Genomic DNA, 23907 nt, shown 5'->3' on the forward strand with positions numbered 1-23907 from the left:
GCAGTGCAGCTGGTAGTCGCGCGGATCGGCCGCGCCCATGGCATCAAGGGTGAGGTCACCGTCGAGGTGCGCACCGACGAGCCGGAGCTGCGGCTCGGGCCCGGCGCCGTCCTCGCCACCGACCCCGCCTCCACGGGGCCGCTGACCATCGAGACCGGCCGGGTGCACAGTGGCCGCCTCCTGCTGCGCTTCGAGGGCGTACGCGACCGCACGGGCGCCGAGGCGCTCCGCAATACGCTCCTGATCGCGGAGGTCGATCCGGAAGAGCTCCCGGAGGACGAGGACGAGTACTACGACCACCAGCTGATGGACCTCGACATCGTCACCAAGGACGGCATCGAGGTCGGCCGGATCACCGAGATCTCGCACCTGCCCTCGCAGGACCTGTTCATCGTGGAGCGGCCCGACGGCAGCGAGGTGATGATCCCCTTCGTGGAGGCGATCGTCACCGAGATCGACCTGGAGGAGCAGCGGGCGATCATCGACCCGCCGCCCGGCCTGATCGACGACCGCGCGGAGATCGCATCGGCGCGGGACGACGAGGGTCCCGCGAAGGACGACGCCTGATGCGGCTCGACGTCGTCACGATCTTCCCCGAGTACCTGGAACCCCTGAACGTCTCCCTCGTCGGCAAGGCACGCGCGCGTGGCCAGCTCGACGTGAACGTGCACGACCTCAGGGAGTGGACGTACGACCGGCACAACACGGTCGACGACACCCCCTACGGCGGCGGCCCCGGCATGGTCATGAAGACCGAGCCCTGGGGCGCGGCGCTCGACGACGTGCTCGCCGAGGGGTACGAGGGCGGGGCCCACGGGCCCGTCCTCGTCGTCCCCACGCCCAGCGGGCGGCCCTTCACCCAGGAGCTCGCCGTCGAGCTCTCCGAGCGGCCCTGGCTGGTCTTCACGCCCGCGCGCTACGAAGGCATCGACCGCCGCGTCATGGACGAGTACGCGACCCGGATGCCGGTCTACGAAGTGTCGATCGGCGACTACGTCCTCGCGGGCGGCGAGGCGGCCGTCCTGGTCGTCACCGAGGCCGTGGCCAGGCTCCTGCCCGGCGTCCTCGGCAACGCCGAGTCCCACCGCGACGACTCCTTCGCGCCGGGCGCCATGGCGAACCTCCTCGAAGGCCCCGTCTACACCAAGCCTCCCCAGTGGCGCGGCCACGGCATCCCGGACGTGCTGATCAGCGGCCACCACGGCAAGATCGCGCGCTGGCGCAGGGACGAGGCGCTGCGGCGCACGGTCCGCAACAGGCCCGATCTGATCGAGCGTTGCGACCCCGCCGCCTTCGACAAGAAGGACCGCGAGATGCTCTCGATCCTGGGGTGGCGTCCGGGTCCCGACGGCCGATTTGGGCGAGACCCCGAGGCCGTGGAACAATAGGCCGCTGCTGTACGTCCAGCGTGCGCCCCTGCCACAGGGGGAAAGACGCCCGCCCGACGCGAACAGCTATCGAATCCTTCATCACGACCTTCCCGCTGATGACCTGTGGCATCAGTGAAGAAAGCAGACGATCATGGCTAACCTGCTCGACTCCGTCGACAGCGCTTCGCTGCGCACCGACATCCCGGCCTTCCGCCCGGGTGACACCGTCAACGTCCACGTGCGCGTCATCGAGGGCAACCGCTCCCGTGTGCAGCAGTTCAAGGGCGTAGTCATCCGCCGCCAGGGTGCCGGCGTGCGCGAGACCTTCACGGTCCGCAAGGTCTCCTTCTCCGTCGGCGTCGAGCGCACCTTCCCGGTGCACACGCCGATCGTCGAGAAGATCGAGCTCGTCTCCCGCGGCGCCGTGCGTCGCGCGAAGCTGTACTACCTCCGTGAGCTGCGCGGCAAGGCCGCGAAGATCAAGGAGAAGCGCGACAACTGAGCTCGCGCACGGGTCCACAGCGGAGCCGGATACCATCTGGCCCCGATGGACACCGAAGCACAGCACACGGAGCGCGACCGCTCCTCCCCACCCACCGATTCCCCGAGCGCCGAGCGCGACGGAGAGTCCGAGGGGGCGGAGGACCGGTCGCGCTCCGCTTTTGTGTCCTTCGTGTCCTGGGTGCCCGGCGGCAGAGCCACCCTGACAGTGCTGATCTGCATGGCGTCCCTGCTGCTTGTCAGCACCTTCGTGATGCAGCCGTTCCAGATCCCCAGCGGCTCCATGGAGCCCGCGTTCCGGGTCGGAGACCGCGTACTCGTCAACAAGTTGGCGTACCGTTTCGGTTCCGAGCCGCAGCGAGGTGACGCGGTCGTCTTCGACGGCAGCGGCTACTTCGGAGATGCCGACTACATCAAGCGGGTCGCAGGGGTGGGGGGAGACCGCGTGGTCTGCTGCGACAAGCGGGGGAGGATCAAGGTGAACGGCGAGCCCGTCGACGAGCCGTACCTGTACCCGGGGGACGCGCCCTCCAAGGTGCGCTTCGATGTCGTCGTCCCCGAAGACAGCCTGTTCCTCCTCGGCGACCACCGCAGCGACTCCCGTGACTCCCGCGATCACCTGGGCCAGCCCGGCGGCGGCATGATCCCCGTGGACTCCGTGATCGGCAGGGCCGACTGGATCGCCTGGCCCATCGGGCACTGGACCTCCCTGGAGCGCCCCGACAGCTACGCGCGCGTGCCGGCACCAGGCGGCGCGCATGGGTAACCGCGGACGGACACGCGCCGCCAGTCACCGAGCCGACACCCGGCTGCCCACAGGCTCCCGGCCCACCACAGGGCCCGTACTGCCCGGAAGGGCCGAGCGGCGCAAGCTCGCGCGGAAGGTCAAGCGGCGCAGGCGGCGCTCGGCGATCAAGGAGATACCCCTCCTCATAGGCGTCGCGTTGCTTATAGCCCTGGTCCTGAAGACCTTCCTGGTGCAGGCCTTCGTGATCCCGTCGGGCTCGATGGAGCAGACGATCAAGATCGGCGACCGCGTCCTCGTCGACAAACTCACCCCGTGGTTCGGCTCCAAGCCCGAGCGCGGCGACGTCGTCGTCTTCGAGGACCCCGGCAACTGGCTCGAGGATGAACAGACCAAGAAGAAGGACGACCCCGTAGTCGTCAAGCAGGTCAAGGAAGGCCTCTCCTTCATCGGACTGCTGCCCTCCGACAACGAACGCGACCTGATCAAGCGCGTGGTCGGCGTCGGCGGCGACACCGTGAAGTGCTGTGACAAGAACAAGAAACTCACGGTCAACGGAGTCCCCCTCACCGAGCCGTACATCAACCCAGGTGATGAGCCTTCGTCGTTCGACTTCGAGGTGAAGGTCCCCGAAGGGCGCCTCTTCGTCATGGGCGACCACCGCTCCGACTCGGCAGACTCCCGCTTCCACCGCACCGAGAAGTTCAGCGGCACCGTCTCCGAGGAGAGCGTGGTGGGGCGCGCACTTGTCATCGCCTGGCCCTTCGACCACTGGCGCAAGCTGGAGGAGCCCGAGACGTACGCGTCGGTGCCCGACGCGCGTGCGGGGTCGGACACGGCCCTCGGGCCGTCGCATAGGGTGGCACACGGCGATCGATACGGATTGACCGGACTCCCGACCCCTGCGGAACTCCCGCTCGTTATGGGAGTGGTGGGCCTGCATCGCATCAGGAGCGGGCAGCGGCACGGACTGAGGAGTGGATGTGGGGGATGTGGCGGTCGGCGCACGGTCCGGACACGGTGGGCCCGAGGAGCAGCCAGGGCGATCAGACGAGCCCGAGGCCGCGGTGGACGGGGTGAACCCCGGGAGTGACGCCGCAGGCACCAGGCCCGCACCCAGTGATCTCGACGGGAAGCCGGCCAAGGGGGCGAAGAAGCCCCGCTCCTTCTGGAAGGAGCTGCCGCTCCTCATCGGCATCGCGCTGATCCTGGCGCTGGTGATCAAGACTTTCCTGGTGCAGGCGTTCTCGATTCCCTCGGACTCGATGCAGAACACGCTCCAGAAGGGCGACCGCGTCCTGGTCGACAAGCTCACCCCGTGGTTCGGCTCGGAGCCCGAGCGAGGCGAGGTCGTCGTCTTCAGGGACCCCGGCCACTGGCTGGACGGTGAGCCCACACCCGACCCGAACGCGATTCAGCGGGTCCTCGGCTGGGTCGGCCTGATGCCGTCCGCCGACGAGAAGGACCTGATCAAGCGGGTCATCGCGGTCGGCGGCGACACGGTCGAGTGCAAGGGCACAGGACCGGTGAAGGTCAACGGCAAGGCGCTGAACGAGCCGTACGTCTTCGAGGGCAACACCCCGTGCAGCGTCGACGACCAGGGCGGCCAGTTCAAGATCACCGTCCCCGCGGGCAAAATCTGGGTCATGGGTGACCACCGGCAGAACTCGCTGGACTCCCGCTACCACCAGAACCAGGCCGGCGGCGGCGCCGTCCCCGTGGACAACGTCGTGGGCCGCGCCATCGTGATCGCCTGGCCGCCCACCCGCTGGGCGACGCTGCCCAAGCCGGACACCTTCGATCAGCAGGGCATCAACGCCGCGATGAGCGCGGCCCCGGCGGCCCTCGGGCTCGCGGGCGCGGTGCCGGTCGTGCTCTGGCGCAGGCGTCGGCTCACGGTGGCCGCTGCCCAGGCCGCGAGGGTTTCTGGTGGAGGTACCGCCGGGTAGGGTGCCGTCCCAGATCGCTGATCTTCCGTGCTCCTGTTCGTAGGGGCGCGGGGTCGTCTCCGATATGGGGGAGCACTGGGATGAGCAGGACACAACGTACGGACGAGGGCCACGGACGGCTCGGCAGCATGCTGTCGGGGCTGGCCGTGGCCCTTGGCTGTGTGCTCTTCCTGGGTGGCTTCGTATGGGGCGCCGTCGTGTACCAGCCGTACACCGTTCCCACCGGGTCGATGACGCCGACGATCGGTGCGGGCGACCGGGTCCTCGCGGAGCGGATGGACGGCAGCGACGTGCGCCGGGGCGACGTCGTCGTCTTCAAGCAGGCGAGCTGGGGCGACCTGCCGATGGTCAAGCGCGTGGTCGGTGTCGGCGGCGACCGGATCTCCTGCTGCACGGACGGCAAGCTGATGGTCAACGGCAAGCCCGTCGCAGAACCGTATCTCCAGGAGGGCAAGGGCGCCGCTGCCACCGGAATCCCGGCCACCACGGTCCCCGAGGGCAACCTCTTCCTGCTCGGTGACGAGCGCAGTGGCTCCCTGGACTCCAGCGTGCACCTCGGCGACTCCAACCACGGGTCCGTGCCGCGCGGCGCGGTGGAGGGGCGGGTCGACGCGGTGGCCTGGCCGATGGACAAGTTCGGGACGCTGGAGCGCCCCGAGGGCTTCGCGGACATGCCGGGCGGCATCTCCGACCCCGGGCCCGTGCGGCTCATGGTGTGGGCGGTGGTGGCCGGTGCCGTCCTCGTCCTGGGCGGCGCCGCGTACGGTCCGGTGGCCAAGCGGATGCGGCGCGGGCGTGAGCGTCCGCAGAGCCGCGACCGCTCGGGGGCGACGGCTCATGCCGGCTGAGCCCCATCCCCATCCCCATCCCCAGCCCCAGCAGGGGCAGGGGCCGGGGCCGGAGCCGGAGGCGCTGCGCAGGGTCGCGCGGGTGGTGCTGCTCGACCCGCAGGACCGGATCCTGCTGCTGCACGGCCATGAGCCGGAGGACGCGGCGGACGACTGGTGGTTCACGCCGGGCGGTGGTCTGGAGGGCGACGAGACGCATGAACAGGCCGCACTGCGTGAACTGATGGAAGAGACGGGCATCATCGAGGTCGAGCTCGGCCCCGCCCTGTGGCAGCGGATCTGCTCCTTCCCCTTCGCCGGACGGCGCTGGGACCAGGACGAGCGGTACTTCCTGGCGCGTACGTCACAGACGTACACGCAGGCCACAGGGCTGACGGAGCTCGAACGACGGAGTGTCGCGGGAGCGCGTTGGTGGACGTGCCAGGAACTGACCGAGGCACATGAGACGGTGTATCCGACCAGGCTCGCCGAGCTGCTTCGCAAGCTGCTCGACGAGGGTCCTCCGAGCCGGCCCGAGACCCTCGACACGGAAATCGTGTAGAGGCTCCAGGGGCTGACGCACAATAGGGGGACGCACGGCTGAAGGGGAACATGCCATGAGCGCCGAGGACCTCGAGAAGTACGAGACCGAGATGGAGCTGAAGCTCTACCGGGAGTACCGCGATGTCGTCGGTCTGTTCAAATATGTGATCGAGACCGAACGGCGCTTCTATCTCACCAACGACTACGAGATGCAGGTGCACTCCGTCCAGGGTGAGGTTTTCTTCGAGGTGTCGATGGCGGACGCCTGGGTGTGGGACATGTACAGGCCCGCACGGTTCGTGAAGCAGGTGCGCGTCCTCACGTTCAAGGACGTGAATATCGAGGAGCTCAACAAGAGCGATCTCGAGCTGCCGGGAGGCTGAGTTCACCGTCACGGGTTCACCGTCACGGGTTCGACGGCACGGGTTTGCCGACGCGGGTTCACCGGCACGGGTGAGCGAGTTTTTCACAACGCGTGAGTCGTCCACCAAGATCCACAACGCTCGGGGCTGAGCCCCAGTGTGGGTGTCGGAGGTGGTTCCGACATGAACGCACGTGGGGCACTGGGGCGGTACGGCGAAGATCTGGCCGCGCGGCGGCTCGGTGAAGCCGGAATGACGGTTCTGGAGCGCAACTGGCGCGGAGGCAGAACCGGCGAGATCGACATCGTGGCGATGGACGGCGAAGCGCTGGTCGTCTGTGAGGTCAAGACGCGCAGAGCAGGCCTGGCCGGCCCGGGGATCTATCAGCATCCGATGGCGGCCGTGGGCCGGGCCAAGGCGGAGCGGCTGCGGCGCCTGGCCGAGCGCTGGATCGAGGAGCGCGGAGGCCCACCGCCGGGCGGGGTGCGGATCGACCTCGTCGGCGTGCTGATCCCACGCCGCGGCGCCCCTGTCGTGGAGCACGCGCGGGGGGTGGCCTGATGGGATTCGCGCGTACGTGCTCCGTGGCGCTGGTGGGCGTCGAGGGCGTGGTCGTCGAGGTGCAGGCCGACCTGGAGCCGGGCGTCGCGGCGTTCACGCTGGTCGGGCTCCCGGACAAGAGCCTGACGGAGAGCAAGGACCGGGTCAGGGCCGCGGTGGTCAACTCCGGCGGGGAGTGGCCCCAGAAGAAGCTCACGGTGGGCCTCAGCCCGGCGTCGGTGCCCAAGGGCGGCAGCGGCTTCGATCTCGCGATCGCCTGCGCGGTGCTCGGCGCGGCGGAGCGGATCGATCCGCGGACTCTCACCGACATCGTGATGATCGGCGAGCTGGGGCTCGACGGGCGGGTGCGACCGGTCAGGGGAGTGCTGCCCGCGGTCCTCGCGGCGGCGGACGCGGGATATGAGCAGGTCGTCGTCCCGGAGTGCACGGCGGCCGAGGCGGCTCTGGTGCCCGGGGTCTCGGTGCTCGGGGTGCGCAGCCTGCGGCAGCTGATCGCCGTGCTGACCGATGAGCCGGTGCCGGAGGAGGAGCCGGACGAACCGGGGCGGCCCGATCCGATGCTCGCGGGGCTCTGTGTGCCCGGGACCGGTGTGGGCACGGGGCTCAGCGGCGGCCTGGACGACGCCCTTGCCCTGGACCTCGCCGACGTCATCGGCCAGGCCTCGGCCCGGACCGCCGTGGAGGTGGCGGCGACGGGCGGGCATCACCTCTTTCTGCAGGGCCCGCCGGGCGCGGGAAAGACGATGCTCGCGGAGCGGCTGCCGGCGATCCTGCCCCGGCTGACCAGGGAGGAGTCCCTGGAGGTGACAGCCGTCCACTCCGTGGCGGGGATGCTGCCACCGGGCAAGCCCTTGGTGGACACCGCGCCGTACTGCGCGCCGCACCACTCCGCGACGATGCAGTCGCTGGTGGGCGGTGGCAAGGGAATCGCGCGGCCGGGGGCGGTGTCGTTGGCTCACCGGGGGGTGCTCTTTCTCGACGAGGCGCCGGAGTTCAGCAGCCAGACCCTGGACTCCTTGCGTCAGCCCCTGGAAGCGGGCCATGTGGTGATCGCTCGCAGCGCGGGAGTGGTGCGGCTGCCCGCGAAGTTCCTGATGGTGCTCGCGGCCAACCCCTGTCCGTGTGGTCGGCACACCTTGCTGGGCGACGGCTGCGAATGCCCGGCGTCCGTCATCCGCCGCTACCAGGCACGGCTCTCGGGCCCGCTGCTCGACAGGGTCGACCTCAAGGTCGAGGTGGAGCCCGTCACGCGATCCGAGTTGGCCGGGTACGGCACTCCGGGTGACTCCACGCAGACGGTCGCCGACCGGGTGCGCGCCGCCCGGGAGCGGGCGGCGGCCAGGCTGGCCGGCACCGGCTGGCGGACGAACAGCGAAGTGCCGGGACACGCCCTGCGCACGCGGTGGCCCGCCGAGCCGGGCGCCCTGGACGCCGCCGAACTCGACCTGGAGCGCGGCTTCCTGACCGCCCGGGGGCTCGACCGTGTCCTGCGGGTCGCCTGGACCGTCGCGGACCTCGCAGGACGTGACCGGCCTGCCACGCAGGACGTCGCCCTGGCGCTGCAGTTGCGTACGGGGGTGGCGCGGGGTGTTCCGATGGCGATCGGGGCGCTGACATGACCCCGGCCCCGGGCTCAGCCCCGGAGGAAGAGCGGCTGGCCAGGGTCGCCCTGACGCGGATCCTCGAACCGGGGGACGAGGTGGGCGGGCGGTGGTTGCGCGAGAGCGGGGCCGTCGAAGTGGTGCGGCGGCTGGTCGAGGGGGAGGAGCTGCTTGACGGGGTGACACCGGTCCGGTGGGAAGGGCTGCGGGCGCGGGCCGGGAAGGCGCGGCCCGAGCGGGATCTGGCGGTGGCGCGGGACGCCGGGGTGCGGTTCGTGTGCCCGGGGGAGGCGGAGTGGCCTGTCCAGTTGGACGACCTCGGGGACGCGCGGCCGGTGGGGCTGTGGGTGCGGGGGCAGCCCAGCCTGCGGATATGGGCCCTGCGGTCGGTGGCCGTGGTGGGCGCGCGGGCCTGCACGGAGTACGGGGCGCACATGGCGGCCGGTCTGGGCGCGGGGCTGGCCGAGCGGGGCTGGGTGGTCGTGTCGGGCGGCGCCTATGGGGTGGACGGGGCCGCGCACAGGGGAGCGCTGGGAGCCGGTGGGGCCACGGTCGCGGTCCTTGCCTGCGGGGTCGACCGGGCCTATCCGCGAGGTCACGCCGAGTTGCTCAGGAGGATCGCGGAACAGGGTCTGCTGGTGGGGGAGTTGCCGCCCGGGGACCATCCCACGCCGAGCAGATTCATCCTCCGGAACCGCGTGATCGCCGCCCTCACCCGGGGGAGCGTCGTCGTCGAGGCCGCGTACCGCAGCGGTGCGCTCGCCACGGCGCGCAGTGCGCAGGAGCTCGGACGGTTCACGATGGGGGTACCGGGTCCCGCGACGAGCGGCCTGTCGGCAGGGGTGCACGAACTCCTGCGTCGTGATGGAGTCCTGGTGACCGACGCGGCGGAAATCGTCGAGCTGGTGGGCGACATGGGCGAGCTGGCACCGGAGCGGCGTGGCCCCGTCGTGCCACGCGATCTGCTCGCCCCGGATGCCGCGCGTGTCCTGGCCGCCCTGCCCGGCCGGGGGAGTGTGTCGGCTCGGGAGATCGCACTCGGCGCGGGCACGGGGGCGGACGAAGCGATCGGTCGGTTGTACGAGTTGCGCTCACTGGGGTTCGTCGAACGACACGGCGACGGCTGGCAGTTGACACGCCAGGCGATTGTGTCGGTCTTGCCGAAGGGAGACGGTTCGTGACCGAGCGTGTTCGGCCGTCTGGATGAACCCCCGATGGCCTTGGGAATGCCCGCAGTTGACGCTGCGCGGTCGTCACGCACCGCGATGAGGGTTACCCGGCGGGACGCCCAGCGGAACGTATCTGCGTACGCGAGATCCCCTACTGTTCGCACACTGCGACACTGCAGTCACGCTACGCTCACAAGGATTCCGACGCGGACAGGCAGCCACAGGCAATCACGGGCAAGCAGACGGACAACCTCATTCACTTCACGCAAACTCATCACCTCGCGGGCGCGGGCGAATCCATCGGCTCGCACGGCTCGCGCGACCTCACCAGTTCACGGCAGAACGGCTCAAGGCAACAAATGCCCCAGCACACCTCAGGGTCCGATCGGGCGGCGGCTCCCCCCGCCGCCCGTAGCGGCGAGCGGGAGCGGCCACCCGCACCCTCGTCGCTGGACGAGCTGTGGCGGTCGTACAAGGACACGGGGGACGGGCGGCTGCGCGAGCAGTTGATCCTGCACTACTCGCCGCTGGTGAAGTATGTCGCGGGCCGGGTCAGCGTGGGGCTTCCGCCCAATGTCGAGCAGGCGGACTTCGTGTCGTCCGGGGTGTTCGGTCTCATCGACGCGATCGAGAAGTTCGACATCGAGCGGTCCATCAAGTTCGAGACGTACGCGATCACCCGCATCCGTGGCGCGATGATCGACGAACTCCGGGCGCTCGACTGGATCCCCCGGTCCGTGCGGCAGAAGGCGCGCAACGTCGAGCGGGCGTACGCCACGCTCGAGGCGCAGTTGCGGCGGACCCCGTCGGAGGGCGAGGTCGCCCACGAGATGGGGATCGCCATCGAGGAACTGCACGGCATTTTCAGCCAGTTGTCGCTGGCGAACGTGGTGGCCCTCGAGGAGCTGCTGCACGTCGGCGGCGAGGGCGGCAACCGGCTGAGCCTGATGGACACGCTCGAGGACACCGCGGCCGACAACCCCGTGGAGGTCGCCGAGGACCGCGAGCTGCGGCGGCTGCTCGCGCGCGCGATCAACACGCTCCCGGAGCGGGAGAAGACCGTCGTCACGCTCTACTACTACGAAGGCCTGACGCTCGCCGAGATCGGAAACGTGCTCGGGGTGACGGAGAGCCGCGTGAGCCAGATCCACACGAAATCCGTGCTCCAGCTGCGGGCGAAGCTGGCGAGTTTCGGCCGCTGAGCGCGCTGAATCGTCCCTGCCCCAGGCGTGCGCCGTGCGGTCCGGGTGTGGGTTTCTCCGGGGCGGATCGACTCCCGTCCTGGCGGTCACGTCCGTAGAGTGGAGGGCGTGCCAAGGATTCGAGCGGCCTCTGTGGCCGAGCACCGGTCGATGCAGCGCGGCGCCCTGCTGGACGCTGCGCGGTCCCTGCTGTCCGAGGGCGGTACGGAAGCGTTGACCTTCCCCGCCCTCGCTGAACGCACGGGGCTCGCACGGTCGTCCGTGTACGAGTACTTCCGGTCGCGTGCCGCGGTCGTGGAGGAGCTGTGCGAGGTCGACTTCCCCGTCTGGGCCGCCGAGGTCTCCGCCGCGATGGAGGGCGCCGACTCCGCCGAGGGCAAGGTCGAGGCGTACGTCCGGCGGCAGCTGGCCCTGGTCGGTGACCGGCGGCACCGAGCCGTGGTCGCCATCTCGGCCAGCGAGCTGGACGCCGGGGCGAGGGAGAAGATCCGCGCTGCGCACGGCGGCCTGATCGCCATCATCGTCGAGGCGCTCGAGACGCTGGGGCACGAGCAGCCCCGGATGGCGGCGATGCTGCTGCAGGGCATCGTGGACGCCGCGGTGCGGCGGATCGAGCTCGGTGTCGCCGAGGAGCCGGCCGCCATTACGGAGGCGGCGGTTGCCATGGCGTTGAGGGGTGTGCGGGGCTGAGGCCCCGGATATCGGCGGTCGGCAACGCAACGCCTGTCCACGCCAGGCCCAACCCCGGACGCGCCAGGCCCGACCCCGGACGCGCAGGGAACAACCCCGGACGCGCCAAGCCCAGCCCCGGACGTGCCAGGCCCAGCCCCGGACGCGCAGGGAACAACCCCGGACGCGCCAGGCCCGACCCGGGACGCGCCAGGCCCAGCCCCGGACGCGCAGGGAACAACCCCGGACGCGCCAAGCCCAGCCCCGGACGTGCCAGGCCCAGCCCCGGACGTGCCAGGCCCAGCCCCGGACGTGCCAGGCCCAGCCCCGGACGAGCCCGGCCCAGCCCTGGACGCGCCAAGCCCACCCCCGCCCACGCCGCGACCGACCCCGTCCACGCCGCGACTGACCCCGGACGCGGCACGTCGATCACCGGCAGCAAGCGGGACGCCCCGCGCCGCAGCAGCCACGGTGGCAACAGCGACAGTGGGTCCAGATACGCCTCGCCCCTCAGCAGGCCCCAGTGGAGACAGCTGCTCGGGCAGTGGGACCTGGGCAGCTCCAGCACCCCCAGCGCCTCGCCCGCCGTCACCTCGGCGCCCTTCTCGACCGTGGCCCGCACCGGCTCGTACGTCGTGCGCAGGGGTGGATCGCCCGTGCCCGTGAGCTCCACCGCGACCACTCCGCGGCCCGCCACCCGGCCCGCGAAGGAGACCCTGCCCGCAGCGGCCGCCCGGACCACCGAGCCCGGCGCGGCCGCGAGGTCCACACCCCGGTGCCCCCGGCCGTACTCCGTCGCCGGGGGCTCCCAGCCCCGTACGACAGAAGGCCGCACCCCCACGGGCCACGCGCCGCCCACCTTCGGCACCGGCTCCCCGGCGGACCCGGCGGCGCCAGCGGGCAGCGCCACCCCAGCGATCAGCGCCACGGTCAGCAGCGCAAGGCTCAGTCTTCTTCGCATGTGAGACATGCCAGAACCGTCCCGCGCCTGGCCGGTCCGTAGGGATCATGGCGCGGATCTGTGGATGACCAGCCGCTTGTGGACAGCGGCGTCACCCGCTGCCTCGCGGGTCCCGTACACTTCTTGTGGCGATCCGGGTCACCGGGTCGACTTCGCACGCCCCGACACCAGGCCATGAAAAGCCAGGTGCCAGCGCCTCTCGGTCCTTTGTGGCACGGCGCATCGCGGGCGTCAGGCGCGACCGCCATCCGGCGGACGCGGCACAACCGAGAACACCAAGGAGTACGGCCATGGCCGTCGTCACGATGCGGGAGCTGCTGGAAAGCGGCGTCCACTTCGGTCACCAGACCCGTCGTTGGAACCCGAAGATGAAGCGCTTCATCTTCACGGAGCGCAACGGCATCTACATCATCGACCTGCTCCAGTCGCTGTCGTACATCGACCGCGCCTACGAGTTCGTCAAGGAGACCGTCGCCCACGGCGGCACGGTCATGTTCGTCGGCACGAAGAAGCAGGCGCAGGAGGCCATCGCCGAGCAGGCGACCCGCGTCGGCATGCCCTACGTGAACCAGCGCTGGCTGGGCGGCATGCTCACCAACTTCTCGACCGTCTACAAGCGCCTGCAGCGCCTGAAGGAGCTCGAGCAGATCGACTTCGAGGATGTGGCCGCGTCCGGCCTCACCAAGAAGGAGCTGCTCGTCCTCTCCCGCGAGAAGGCCAAGCTGGAGAAGACCCTCGGCGGTATCCGCGAGATGTCCAAGGTGCCCAGCGCCGTCTGGATCGTGGACACCAAGAAGGAGCACATCGCGGTCGGCGAGGCCCGGAAGCTCAACATCCCGGTCGTCGCCATCCTCGACACCAACTGTGACCCCGACGAGGTCGACTACAAGATCCCGGGCAACGACGACGCGATCCGCTCCGTCACCCTGCTCACCCGCGTGATCGCCGACGCCGTCGCCGAGGGCCTCATCGCCCGTTCCGGCGTCGCCACGGGCGACCAGAAGCCGGGCGAGAAGGCCGCCGGCGAGCCGCTCGCCGAGTGGGAGCGCGACCTGCTCGAGGGCGAGAAGAAGGCTGACGAGCCCAAGGCCGACGAGCCGAAGGCCGCTGAGGCCGAGGCTGAGGCCGAGGTTCAGAAGTCCGCCGAGACGGAGAAGGCCGCCGACGCCGAGCAGGCCGACGCCCCCGCCGCCGCCGCGGAAGCCGAGCAGGCCTGACCTTCACAGGTTCGGTAGTTGACGGCGGGGGCCTGCTGGCCCCCGCCGTTCACCCGTAGATCTTTCAGACCTCCGAAAGAGAATTTCAGGATCATGGCGAACTACACCGCCGCTGACGTCAAGAAGCTCCGTGAGCTCACGGGCGCCGGCATGATGGACTGCAAGAAGGCGCTCGACGAGGCCGACGGCAGCGTCGACAAGGCCGTCGAGGCCCTGCGCATCAAGGGCCAGAAGGGCGTCGCCAAGCGCGAGGGCCGCTCCGCCGAGAACGGCGCCGTGGTGTCCCTCATCGCCGACGACAACACCTCCGGCGTGATCGTCGAGCTGAAGTGCGAGACGGACTTCGTCGCCAAGGGCGAGAAGTTCCAGGCCGTCGCGAACTCGCTGGCCGCGCACATCGCCAAGACGTCCCCCGCCGACATCGAGGCGCTCCTCGCGTCCGAGATCGAGGCCGGCAAGACCGTCCAGGCGTACGTCGACGAGGCCAACGCCAACCTCGGCGAGAAGATCGTCCTGGACCGCTTCGCGCAGTTCTCGGGCACCTTCGTCACCGCGTACATGCACCGCACCATGCCCGACCTGCCCCCGCAGATCGGTGTTCTGGTCGAGCTGGACAAGGCCGACGCCGACCTGGCCAAGGGCATCGCGCAGCACATCGCCGCCTTCGCGCCGAAGTACCTCTCCCGTGAGGACGTTCCGGCCGAGGTCGTCGAGTCCGAGCGCCGCGTCGCCGAGGAGACCACCCGCGCCGAGGGCAAGCCCGAGGCCGCGCTGCCCAAGATCGTCGAGGGTCGCGTCAACGGCTTCTTCAAGGAGGCCACCCTCCTCGGTCAGCCGTACGCGCTCGACAACAAGAAGTCGGTCCAGAAGGTTCTGGACGAGGCCGGTGTCACCCTGAAGCGCTTCTCGCGCATCAAGGTCGGCATCTGAGTCCGTACCGCGATCGACGGTAGACCCCGCTAGGGTCGACAGCGGTCGCCCGCGTACCCACGCAGTACGCGACGTACGACCGCAGGATCTGACGAGGAGGCCATTGCCGAGCATGGGATGCGAACAACACCCCAGCGGCAATGGCCTTCTTCGTATGTGCGCCGAGCAAAAAGAAGCGAGAACTCCATGACCACCAAGGCCGACACGAACAGCGACGACGGCAAAGGCGCCGGTCGTTTCCTGCTGAAGCTCTCCGGCGAGGCATTCGCCGGCGGGGGCGGCCTTGGCGTCGACCCCGATGTGGTGCACGCGATCGCCAAGGAGATCGCCGCGGTCGTCCGTGACGGCGCCCAGATCGCGGCCGTCATCGGTGGCGGCAACTTCTTCCGTGGCGCGGAGCTCCAGCAGCGCGGCATGGACCGGGCCCGCTCGGACTACATGGGCATGCTCGGCACGGTCATGAACTGCCTTGCCCTCCAGGACTTCCTGGAGAAGGAGGGCATCGAGTGCCGGGTCCAGACCGCCATCACGATGGGCCAGGTCGCGGAGCCGTACATCCCGCTGCGCGCCGTCCGGCACCTGGAGAAGGGCCGTGTGGTCATCTTCGGCGCCGGTATGGGCATGCCGTACTTCTCCACCGACACGACCGCGGCGCAGCGCGCCCTGGAGATCGACGCCCAGGCCCTGCTCATGGGCAAGAACGGCGTCGACGGGGTCTACGACTCCGACCCCAAGACCAACCCGGACGCGGTGAAGTACGACGCGCTCGGCTACGGCGAGGTCATCACCCGCGACCTGAAGGTCGCCGACATGACCGCGATCACGCTGTGCCGCGACAACAAGTTGCCCATCCTGGTCTTCGAGTTGCTCTCCGCCGGCAATATCGCGCGTGCCGTCAAGGGTGAGAAGATCGGCACACTCGTGGGCGACGAGGGCACCCGCGCCTGATCTCGGGGACGTCCCCGAGGGCCCTGAGGGATGGACAAAGCCCTGCCGGTCGGACACGGTGCAGGGAAAAGAGACGCGACGCAGCCGACACCCCATGGACTCCCCCTACTTCACCGTGTGGGGGCGCCCCCAGCCCACTCACAACACGCAGGAGCAAGTGGTGATCGAAGAGACCCTCCTCGAGGCCGAGGAGAAGATGGAGAAGGCCGTCGTGGTCGCCAAGGAGGACTTCGCCGCGATTCGCACAGGCCGTGCGCACCCGGCGATGTTCAACAAGATCGTGGCCGACTACTACGGCGCCCTTACGCCGATCAATCAGCTGGCCTCGTTCTCGGTGCCCGAGCCGCGGATGGCCGTGGTGACCCCGTTCGACAAGAGCGCGCTGCGCAACATCGAGCAGGCGATCCGCGACTCCGACCTCGGCGTCAACCCCAGCAATGACGGAAACATCATCCGGGTGACGTTCCCCGAGCTGACGCAGGACCGCCGCAAGGAGTACATCAAGGTCGCCAAGACCAAGGCCGAGGACTCCAAGATCTCGATCCGCTCCATCCGCCGCAAGGCCAAGGAAGCGATCGACAAGGCGATCAAGGACGGCGACATCGGCGAGGACGAGGGCCGTCGCGCGGAGAAGGAGCTCGACGACACCACCGCGAAGTACGTCACTCAGGTGGACGAGCTGCTCAAGCACAAGGAAGCCGAGCTGCTCGAGGTCTGAGGGCTCGAAGTCTGAGGACTGAGGAATCCGATCCGTGAACGACTCTTCCTGGGGGGCGCCTCCCAGAGCCGGGTACTGGGGGCCGCCCGACCAGGGCCCTGCTCAAGGGGCTGCTCCGGCAGGTCCCGCGTACGATGCGCATGACGCCCTGTATCCAGCAGAGACGCAGCCCATGCCCATCGTGCCTGACATGCCTGAAGTACCCCAGGAGCCCATGCCCAGCGCATCACAGCCCGCCCCCGAGGCGCCGCGAGTGCCTCAAGGGCCACAAGCGCCGCAAGCGCCGCAGAAGAAGAGCGCGGGCCGTGATCTCGGGGCGGCCATAGGAGTCGGCGTGGGGCTCGGCGCGGTGATCGTCGCGTCGCTCTTCATCGTGAAGGCCGTCTTCATCGGCGTCATAGCGGTCGCCGTCGTCGTAGGCCTCTGGGAGCTCACCTCGCGGCTCCAGGAGCGCAAGGGCATCAAGGCGCCGCTGGTCCCTCTCGCGGTGGGCGGCGCCGCGATGGTCGTCGCTGGGTACGTCCGCGGGGCCGAGGGCGCCTGGGTCGCCATGGCGCTCACCGCGCTCGCGGTGCTCGTCTGGCGGATGACCGAGCCGCCCGAGGGCTATCTGAAGGACGTCACGGCGGGCGTCTTCGCGGCGTTCTACGTCCCGTTCCTCGCCACGTTCGTGGCGCTGATGCTCACCGCGGACGACGGCTCGATGCGGGTGCTCACGTTCCTGCTCCTGACCGTGGTCAGCGACACCGGGGCGTACGCGATCGGCTGGCGCTTCGGCAAGCACAAGCTCGCCCCGCGCATCAGCCCCGGCAAGACCCGCGAGGGCCTGGTCGGTGCGGTGACGTTCGCGATGGCGGCGGGCGCGCTGTGCATGGAGTTCCTGATCGACGGCGGCACGTGGTGGCAGGGGCTGCTCATCGGCCTCGCGGTCGCCGCGAGCGCGACGCTCGGGGACCTGGGCGAGTCGATGATCAAGCGTGACCTCGGCATCAAGGACATGGGCACGCTGCTGCCGGGTCATGGCGGCATCATGGACCGCCTCGACTCGCTGCTGCCGACGGCGCCGGTGGTGTGGCTGCTGCTTGTCATTTTCGTGGGGTCCGGCTGACCCGCACTTTTGTACGTGAGGGGCTCGCCGTCCACAGGACGGCGAGCCCCTCTTCGTCGTTCCTGCCTACCGAACCCCGGTCTGAGCCGGTCTGAGCCGGTCTGAGCCGGTTGGAGCCCGGTTTGAGATCCGCCGGCGCGGGTGAGGCTCCCCGAGCACATCATCCGGACGATTCCGAAAGGAAGGATCCTGTGTCGTTTGGACTCGGACCCACTTCTGGACTCGGACCCACCTCTGGACTCGGACTCGGACCCACTTCGCATCGCACCGTGGACGTCGATGGCATCGAGATCTTCTACCGCGAGGCGGGAAACCCCGACGCCCCGGTGCTGCTGCTTCCACACGGCTATCCCGGGTCGTCCTTCGTCTACCGGCACCTGCTGACCGCCCTCGCGGACCGGTGGCGCCTGATCGCCCCCGACCTACCCGGCTTCGGCTACAGCGGGACGCCTTCACCGGACGATTTCGACTACACCTTCGACGCCTACGCGGACTTCCTGTTCGATTTCACCCAGGCGATGAGACTGGACCGGTACGTCATCTGGCTGCACGACTACGGGTCGCAGTTCGGGCTCCGGCTCGCGATGCGCGAGCCCGCACGGGTGGCGGGCCTGATCATCCAGAACGGCGACATCTACGAGGACGAGTTCGGACCGAAGTACGACGGCCTGCGGAAGTTCTGGACCAATCCCGGACCGGAGTCGCGGCGAGGCATCGCCCAGCACGTGAGCCTCGACGGATTCCGCGACGAGTTCGTCGGCGAGCTCCCGGCAGAGGTGGCCGACCGCGTTCCTCCGGACCTGTGGACCCTGCACTGGTCCCTGATGTCCGATCCTGCCCGGGTGGCGAACCTCGTCCGGCTCCTGGAGGACCAGCCCAGCACGCTGGCCTGGTTCTCCCGACAACAGTCATACCTGCGCGAACACCAGCCGCCGACCCTGATCCTGTGGGGCCCGCACGACGGCTACATGCCCGAAGCCGCCGCCCGCGCCTACCACCGCGACCTCCCCAGTGCCGAATTGCACCTGCTCAACGGCGGACACTGGCTGCTCGAAACGCACCTGGCCGAGGTGGTCCCTCTGGTCCGGGAGTTCCTGAGCGCTTCAGTCGCCGCCTGAGCCGACGGCTCCCGTCGTCTGCGACACTGGAAGAACCATGCCTGTACCCGGAGAACTCACCTTCGTCGCGCCCCGCGGAGCCAAGAAGCCGCCGCGGCATCTCGCCGACCTCACGCCCGCCGAGCGCAAGGAAGCCGTCGCCGCCGCTGGCGAGAAACCGTTTCGCGCCAAGCAGCTCTCGCAGCACTACTTCGCGCGGTACGCGCACGACCCGGAGCAGTGGACCGACATTCCTGCCGGGTCCCGCGGGAAGCTTCAGGAGGCGCTGCTTCCCGAGCTGATGTCCGTGGTGCGGCACATCAGCTGTGACGACGACACCACGCGCAAGACGCTGTGGCGGCTCTTCGACGGGACGCTCGTCGAGTCCGTGCTCATGCGCTATCCGGACCGCGTGACGATGTGCATCTCCTCGCAGGCCGGGTGCGGGATGAACTGCCCGTTCTGTGCCACCGGGCAGGCCGGTCTCGACCGGAATCTGTCGACCGCCGAGATCGTGCACCAGATCGTGGACGGGATGCGGGCCCTGCGGGACGGGGAGATCCCGGGTGGGCCTGCCCGGCTCTCCAACATTGTTTTTATGGGGATGGGTGAACCGCTCGCCAACTACAACCGGGTGACCGGGGCGATCCGCAGGCTGACCGATCCCGAGCCGGACGGTGTGGGGCTCTCGCAGCGTGGCATCACCGTGTCGACCGTGGGCCTGGTGCCCGCTATCCACCGGTTCGCCGACGAGGGCTTCAAGTGCCGCCTCGCCATCTCGCTGCACGCGCCCGACGACGAGCTCCGCGACACCCTCGTACCCGTCAATACGCGGTGGAACGTGCGGGAGGTGCTGGATGCCGGCTGGGAGTACGCGGCCAAGTCCGGGCGCCGGCTTTCCATCGAGTACGCGCTGATCCGGGACATCAACGACCACGCGTGGCGCGGTGACCGGCTCGGGCGGCTGCTCAAGAACAAGCCCGTGCACGTGAACCTGATCCCACTGAACCCGACGCCGGGCTCGAAGTGGACGGCATCGCGGCCGGAGGACGAGAAGGCCTTCGTGGATGCCATCGCCGCTCATGGGGTGCCTGTCACGGTTCGTGACACCCGCGGCCAGGAGATCGACGGGGCGTGCGGTCAGCTCGCCGCGTCCGAGCGTTAGGCTGGCCGAAACACAACCTCATAGCCGAAGCACAACTTCATAGCCGGAACGCATCTTCATATTCCGACAGGGGAGCGCCACAGCGCTGAGAGTGCGGCAGCCAAGGACAGGTTGGCCGCAGACCCTCTGAACCTTGCCCGGGTCATTCCGGGTAGGAAGTTCGGTCATCACTCAAGCTGTTGCGCCCTGCCCGTGGCCCCTTCCGGTCCGCGGGCAGGGCCGCGTCTCTTCCTGGTCACTCCAGGAGGAATGAACTCAGTTGAACTCAGTGAGCACCACCAAGAAGATCACCGTCACCGCGGTCGCGGTCGCCCTCGGGCTCGTCGCGCTCTCCGCGTGCGGCGGCTCGTCGGACAGCGGTGACAAGGGCGACGACGCCAAGAGCGTCACGCTTGTCAGCCATGACTCCTTCAACGTCTCCAAGGACGTACTGAAGGCGTTCGAGAAGAGCTCCGGTTATAAGGTCAATGTCCTCAAGGACGGGGACGCCGGCGCCGCCGTGAACAAGGCGATCCTGTCGAAGGACAACCCGCAGGGCGACGTCTTCTTCGGCGTCGACAACACGCTTCTTTCGCGTGCGCTCGACAACGGGCTCTTCCAGTCGTACGAGGCCAAGGGCTCGGACCAGATCGCGTCGCAGTTCCGCGTTGATCAAGGGAAGCACCGCGTTACGCCTGTCGACAGCGGCGACATCTGCGTCAACTACGACAAGAAGTACTTCGCCGACAAGAAGCTGGCGCCGCCGAAGTCCTTCGCGGATCTGACCAAGCCCGCGTACAAGGACCTGCTGGTCACCGAGAACGCTTCGACCTCGTCTCCCGGCCTCGGGTTCCTGCTCGGCACCGCCGCCCAGTACGGAGACGACGGCTGGCAGGGCTACTGGAAGAAGCTCAAGGACAACGGCGTCAAGGTCGTCGACGGCTGGGAGCAGGCCTACAACGAGGAGTTCTCCGGCTCCGCGGGCGGCAAGAAGGCCAAGGGCGACCGGCCGCTCGTCGTCTCCTACGCCTCCTCGCCGCCCGTCGAGGTGCTCTACGCAAAGCCGCAGCCCGAGGAGGCGCCGACCGGCGTCGCGACCGGCACCTGCTTCCGGCAGGTCGAGTACGCGGGGCTGCTCAGCAACGCCAAGAACGAGAAGGGCGGCAAGGCGCTCCTCGACTTCCTGATCAGTGACAAGTTCCAGAACGACATGCCGCTGAACATGTTCGTGAACCCTGTGCGGGAGAAGGCCGAGCTGCCCGAGCTGTTCGTCGAGCACGGTGTGAAGGTCGACAATCCGGAGACCATGGATCCGAAGAAGATCGCCGACAACCGCGAGCAGTGGGTCAAGTCGTGGACCTCGCTCGTACTGAAGTAAAGGGGCCCCGAAAGTCCCGTACGAGGCGAAAGTTCCGTACAGGACGAAAGTCTCGTACGGGGCTCTCGCGCGGGAGTGCGGCGCGGCTCGGCCTGATGGCCGTGCCCGTCGCGTTCTTCGCGGTCTTCTTCGCCTATCCGGTCGCCGCGATCGTCGCGCGCGGCCTGAAGGTGGGCGGGCAGTGGCAGTTCGGACGGATCGCGGACGTCGTCGGGCAGTCCGACGTCCGGCACGTGCTGTGGTTCACCACCTGGCAGGCGCTCGCGTCGACCGCGCTCACGCTGCTCATCGCGCTCCCCGGCGCGTACGTCTTCGCGCGCTTCGAGTTCAGGGGCAAGCAGGTCTTGCGGGCCGTCGCGACCGTGCCGTTCGTGCTGCCGACGGTCGTCGTCGGGACGGCGTTCCTCGCGCTGCTCGGCCGCGGCGGGCTGCTCGACGACATGTGGGGCGTGCGGCTCGACACGACCGTGTGGGCGATCCTGCTCGCGCACGTCTTCTTCAACTACGCCGTCGTCGTACGGACCGTCGGCGGGCTCTGGTCGCAGCTCGACCCGCGCCAGGAAGAGGCCGCGCGGATGCTCGGCGCCTCGCGGTGGACCGCCTGGCGGACGGTGACGCTGCCCGCGCTCGGCCCCGCGGTCGCGGCGGCCGCACTGATGGTCTTTCTGTTTACGTTCACCTCCTTCGGTGTCGTGCAGATCCTCGGCGGACCCGCGTACTCGACGCTCGAAGTCGAGATCTACCGGCAGACCGCCCAGCTCCTCGACCTGCCGACGGCCGCGGTCCTGACGATCGTGCAGTTCGCGGCGGTCGGCGTGATCCTCGCCGTGCACGCGTGGACCGTGCGCAGGCGGGAGACCGCGCTGAGGCTGGTCGATGCCTCCGCGGTCGCACGGCGGCCACGCGGCGTGGGGCAGTGGAGCCTGTTCGGCGGGGTCCTGCTGACGGTCGCCGTGCTGATACTGCTGCCGCTCGGAGTGCTGATCGAGCGGTCGCTGAGCGGCCCCGACGGCTACGGCTTCACCTACTACAGGGAGCTGACATCGGCGGAGGGCGGGGCCTTCCTCGTCCCGCCGATCGAGGCGGTCTGGAATTCGCTCCAGTACGCGCTCGCCGCCACCGCCATCGCCCTGGTGATCGGCGGGCTCGCCGCCGCGGCCCTCACCCGGAAGGCAGGTCGCCTGGTGCGCGGCTTCGACGCGCTGTTGATGCTGCCGCTCGGGGTGTCCGCGGTGACGGTCGGCTTCGGGTTCCTGATCACGCTGGACAAGCCGCCGCTCGACCTGCGCTCGACGTGGATTCTGGTGCCGCTCGCGCAGGCCCTGGTGGGCGTGCCCTTCGTCGTACGCACCATGCTTCCCGTCCTGCGCGCGGTGGACGGACGCCTGCGCGAGGCGGCCGCCGTGCTCGGGGCGTCGCCGATGCGGGCGTGGCGTGAGGTCGACCTGCCGATGGTGCGGCGGGCGCTGCTGATCGCCGCCGGGTTCGCCTTCGCCGTGTCCCTGGGCGAGTTCGGCGCGACCGTGTTCATCGCGCGGCCGGACAACCCGACGCTTCCGGTCGCCGTGGCGCGGCTCCTTGGGCGGGCCGGGGAGCTCAACTACGGCCAGGCGATGGCACTTTCGACGATCTTGATGGTGGTGTGCGCGGTGTCGCTGCTGCTGCTCGAACGGCTCCGTACCGACCGCACGACAGGGGAGTTCTGATGGGTGTGGGTGCAGGTGTGGGTGCAGGTATGGGTGCAGGTATGGGTGCAGGTGTGGATGTGGGTGCCGGTGGGAGTGCAGGTGTGAGCCTGCTGACGTTGGCGGACGCGACCGTGCGGTTCGGGGCGCGTGCCGTCCTCGACGGTGTCGCTCTGGAGGTCGCGGCGCACGAGATCGTGTGCGTGCTCGGCCCGAGCGGCAGCGGCAAGTCGACGCTGCTGCGCGTGGTCGCCGGGCTCCAGGAGCTCGACGGCGGGCAGGTCCTGCTGGGCGGGAAGGACCAGCGTGGTGTGCCCGCGCACAAGCGTGGGGTCGGCTTGATGTTCCAGGACCATCAGCTGTTCCCGCAGCGCGATGTGGCCGGCAACGTCGCCTTCGGGTTGCGGATGCACGGCGCTTCGCGCGGTGAACAGGCCAACCGGGTGGCCGAGTTGCTCGAACTGGTGGGGCTGCCGGGTGCGCAGCGCCGGGCCGTCGCCTCGCTCTCGGGCGGGGAGCAGCAGCGGGTCGCCCTCGCGCGTGCGCTCGCGCCGAGGCCGCGCCTGCTCATGCTGGACGAACCGCTCGGGCAGCTCGACCGTTCGCTGCGGGAGCGCCTTGTCGTCGAACTCCGTGAACTCTTCGACGAGTTGGGCACGACGGTCCTCGCGGTCACGCACGACCAGGGCGAGGCGTTCGCGCTCGCGGACCGGGTCGTGGTGATGCGGGACGGGCGGATCGCCCAGTCCGGTACGCCACTTGAGGTCTGGCGGCATCCGGCGGACGAGTTCGTGGCGCGGTTCCTCGGCTTCGACAACGTCGTCGACGCGACGGTGGCGGGTGACGTGGCCGATACCGTCTGGGGCAAGGTTCCGGTGCCGGAGGGTGCTGGGGGCGCGGGTGCGGCGGACGGGCGGTGCCGCCTCCTTGTGCGGCCGGCCGGGGTGCGGCTCGTTCCCGCCGACGAGGGGCTGCCGTGCGCGGTGACGGCGCGGACCTTCCGGGGTACGCATGTCGCCGTTCATCTGGAGCCTCGGGTGGGGCCGCGTCTTGAGGCGGCCTGTGCGTTGCGGGACGCGCCTGGGGTGGGGGAGACGGTGGGGGTCGCGTTTGATGCGGGGGATGTCGTGATTCTGGGCTGACGTGGGCTGACGTGGGCTGACGTGGGCTACGGGTGATGGGGGTTGCGGCTTTATTGAGGTGCCTTGCCCTGGGGATCTGC

At 69.4% G+C, this 23907-nt stretch carries 24 protein-coding genes and 1 pseudogene; 24 read left to right on the plus strand and 1 reads right to left on the minus strand.

The features are described 5' to 3' along the window. Window positions 1–3 precede the first annotated feature (3 nt). From rimM to E5671_RS32735, 14 genes are all read left to right on the plus strand, one after another. The gene (gene rimM, locus E5671_RS32670) at window positions 4–567 is read left to right on the plus strand and encodes a ribosome maturation factor RimM (protein WP_160507456.1); all 564 of its coding nucleotides are present in this window, start codon (window positions 4–6) and stop codon (window positions 565–567) included. After that, complete coding sequence (gene trmD, locus E5671_RS32675; protein WP_160507457.1) at window positions 567–1388, plus strand: tRNA (guanosine(37)-N1)-methyltransferase TrmD; 822 nt, start codon at window positions 567–569, stop codon at window positions 1386–1388. Before rimM ends, trmD begins: the two co-directional genes overlap by 1 nt. Before the next feature lie 133 nt (window positions 1389–1521). After that, the gene (rplS, locus tag E5671_RS32680; protein WP_160507458.1) at window positions 1522–1872 is read left to right on the plus strand and encodes a 50S ribosomal protein L19; all 351 of its coding nucleotides are present in this window, start codon (window positions 1522–1524) and stop codon (window positions 1870–1872) included. Between the two features lie 45 nt (window positions 1873–1917). After that, window positions 1918–2637, plus strand: coding sequence for a signal peptidase I (lepB, locus tag E5671_RS32685; protein WP_160507459.1), 720 nt, complete (start codon window positions 1918–1920; stop codon window positions 2635–2637). Continuing rightward, the gene (gene lepB / locus E5671_RS32690; RefSeq protein ID WP_160507460.1) at window positions 2630–3709 is read left to right on the plus strand and encodes a signal peptidase I; all 1080 of its coding nucleotides are present in this window, start codon (window positions 2630–2632) and stop codon (window positions 3707–3709) included. The genes lepB (E5671_RS32685) and lepB (E5671_RS32690) overlap by 8 nt, the downstream gene beginning before the upstream one ends. Further along, window positions 3600–4565 carry a signal peptidase I gene (lepB, locus tag E5671_RS32695; RefSeq protein ID WP_160507461.1) on the plus strand — a complete coding sequence of 322 codons (966 nt, stop codon included), beginning with the start codon at window positions 3600–3602 and terminating at the stop codon, window positions 4563–4565. Before lepB (E5671_RS32690) ends, lepB (E5671_RS32695) begins: the two co-directional genes overlap by 110 nt. A gap of 80 nt (window positions 4566–4645) precedes the next feature. Continuing rightward, the gene (lepB, locus tag E5671_RS32700; RefSeq protein WP_160507462.1) at window positions 4646–5413 is read left to right on the plus strand and encodes a signal peptidase I; all 768 of its coding nucleotides are present in this window, start codon (window positions 4646–4648) and stop codon (window positions 5411–5413) included. Next, on the plus strand, window positions 5403–5954 hold the full coding sequence (locus tag E5671_RS32705) for an NUDIX hydrolase (RefSeq protein WP_160507463.1): 552 nt from the start codon (window positions 5403–5405) through the stop codon (window positions 5952–5954). Before lepB (E5671_RS32700) ends, E5671_RS32705 begins: the two co-directional genes overlap by 11 nt. Window positions 5955–6009: 55 nt before the next feature. Beyond that, window positions 6010–6318 (plus strand): DUF2469 domain-containing protein, encoded by a 309-nt coding sequence (locus tag E5671_RS32710; protein WP_003965949.1) that lies wholly within the window; start codon window positions 6010–6012, stop codon window positions 6316–6318. 162 nt (window positions 6319–6480) lie between these two features. Further along, complete coding sequence (locus E5671_RS32715; RefSeq protein ID WP_160507464.1) at window positions 6481–6858, plus strand: YraN family protein; 378 nt, start codon at window positions 6481–6483, stop codon at window positions 6856–6858. After that, window positions 6858–8477 (plus strand): YifB family Mg chelatase-like AAA ATPase, encoded by a 1620-nt coding sequence (locus E5671_RS32720; protein ID WP_160507465.1) that lies wholly within the window; start codon window positions 6858–6860, stop codon window positions 8475–8477. The genes E5671_RS32715 and E5671_RS32720 overlap by 1 nt, the downstream gene beginning before the upstream one ends. Beyond that, entirely contained in the window at window positions 8474–9640 is a 1167-nt protein-coding gene (dprA, locus tag E5671_RS32725; RefSeq protein ID WP_160507466.1) for a DNA-processing protein DprA, read from the plus strand. Before E5671_RS32720 ends, dprA begins: the two co-directional genes overlap by 4 nt. A gap of 347 nt (window positions 9641–9987) precedes the next feature. Next, on the plus strand, window positions 9988–10830 hold the full coding sequence (whiG, locus tag E5671_RS32730; RefSeq protein ID WP_160507467.1) for an RNA polymerase sigma factor WhiG: 843 nt from the start codon (window positions 9988–9990) through the stop codon (window positions 10828–10830). A 132-nt stretch (window positions 10831–10962) separates the two neighbouring features. Continuing rightward, window positions 10963–11520: a TetR family transcriptional regulator gene (locus tag E5671_RS32735; protein WP_160510552.1), complete on the plus strand. Its 558-nt coding sequence runs from the start codon at window positions 10963–10965 to the stop codon at window positions 11518–11520. Between the two features lie 391 nt (window positions 11521–11911). Here the strand turns inward: E5671_RS32735 and E5671_RS46510 are convergent. After that, window positions 11912–12460: pseudogene (locus tag E5671_RS46510) on the minus strand (peptidoglycan DD-metalloendopeptidase family protein); the annotation flags it as partial. A 290-nt stretch (window positions 12461–12750) separates the two neighbouring features. On the opposite strand from E5671_RS46510, the gene rpsB reads away from it, so the two are divergent. From rpsB to E5671_RS32790, 10 genes are all read left to right on the plus strand, one after another. Then, window positions 12751–13677, plus strand: coding sequence for a 30S ribosomal protein S2 (rpsB, locus tag E5671_RS32745; protein WP_160507468.1), 927 nt, complete (start codon window positions 12751–12753; stop codon window positions 13675–13677). A gap of 93 nt (window positions 13678–13770) precedes the next feature. Further along, window positions 13771–14607, plus strand: coding sequence for a translation elongation factor Ts (gene tsf, locus E5671_RS32750; protein ID WP_160507469.1), 837 nt, complete (start codon window positions 13771–13773; stop codon window positions 14605–14607). Window positions 14608–14793: 186 nt separating this feature from the next. Further along, window positions 14794–15555 (plus strand): UMP kinase, encoded by a 762-nt coding sequence (gene pyrH, locus E5671_RS32755; RefSeq protein WP_160507470.1) that lies wholly within the window; start codon window positions 14794–14796, stop codon window positions 15553–15555. A gap of 160 nt (window positions 15556–15715) precedes the next feature. Next, window positions 15716–16273, plus strand: coding sequence for a ribosome recycling factor (gene frr, locus E5671_RS32760; RefSeq protein WP_160507471.1), 558 nt, complete (start codon window positions 15716–15718; stop codon window positions 16271–16273). A 34-nt stretch (window positions 16274–16307) separates the two neighbouring features. Next, on the plus strand, window positions 16308–17381 hold the full coding sequence (locus E5671_RS32765) for a phosphatidate cytidylyltransferase (RefSeq protein WP_160507472.1): 1074 nt from the start codon (window positions 16308–16310) through the stop codon (window positions 17379–17381). 269 nt (window positions 17382–17650) lie between these two features. Continuing rightward, complete coding sequence (locus E5671_RS32770; protein WP_202121350.1) at window positions 17651–18499, plus strand: alpha/beta fold hydrolase; 849 nt, start codon at window positions 17651–17653, stop codon at window positions 18497–18499. 37 nt (window positions 18500–18536) lie between these two features. Then, window positions 18537–19643 (plus strand): 23S rRNA (adenine(2503)-C(2))-methyltransferase RlmN, encoded by a 1107-nt coding sequence (gene rlmN, locus E5671_RS32775; protein WP_160507474.1) that lies wholly within the window; start codon window positions 18537–18539, stop codon window positions 19641–19643. Between the two features lie 268 nt (window positions 19644–19911). Then, window positions 19912–21000: a thiamine ABC transporter substrate-binding protein gene (locus E5671_RS32780; protein WP_160507475.1), complete on the plus strand. Its 1089-nt coding sequence runs from the start codon at window positions 19912–19914 to the stop codon at window positions 20998–21000. 95 nt (window positions 21001–21095) lie between these two features. Further along, window positions 21096–22706 (plus strand): ABC transporter permease, encoded by a 1611-nt coding sequence (locus tag E5671_RS32785; protein WP_160507476.1) that lies wholly within the window; start codon window positions 21096–21098, stop codon window positions 22704–22706. 41 nt (window positions 22707–22747) lie between these two features. After that, window positions 22748–23827 (plus strand): ABC transporter ATP-binding protein, encoded by a 1080-nt coding sequence (locus E5671_RS32790; protein ID WP_160507477.1) that lies wholly within the window; start codon window positions 22748–22750, stop codon window positions 23825–23827. Window positions 23828–23907: the final 80 nt, after the last annotated feature.

Source organism: Streptomyces sp. BA2, assembly GCF_009769735.1.
In the GTDB taxonomy this organism is placed as follows: domain Bacteria; phylum Actinomycetota; class Actinomycetes; order Streptomycetales; family Streptomycetaceae; genus Streptomyces.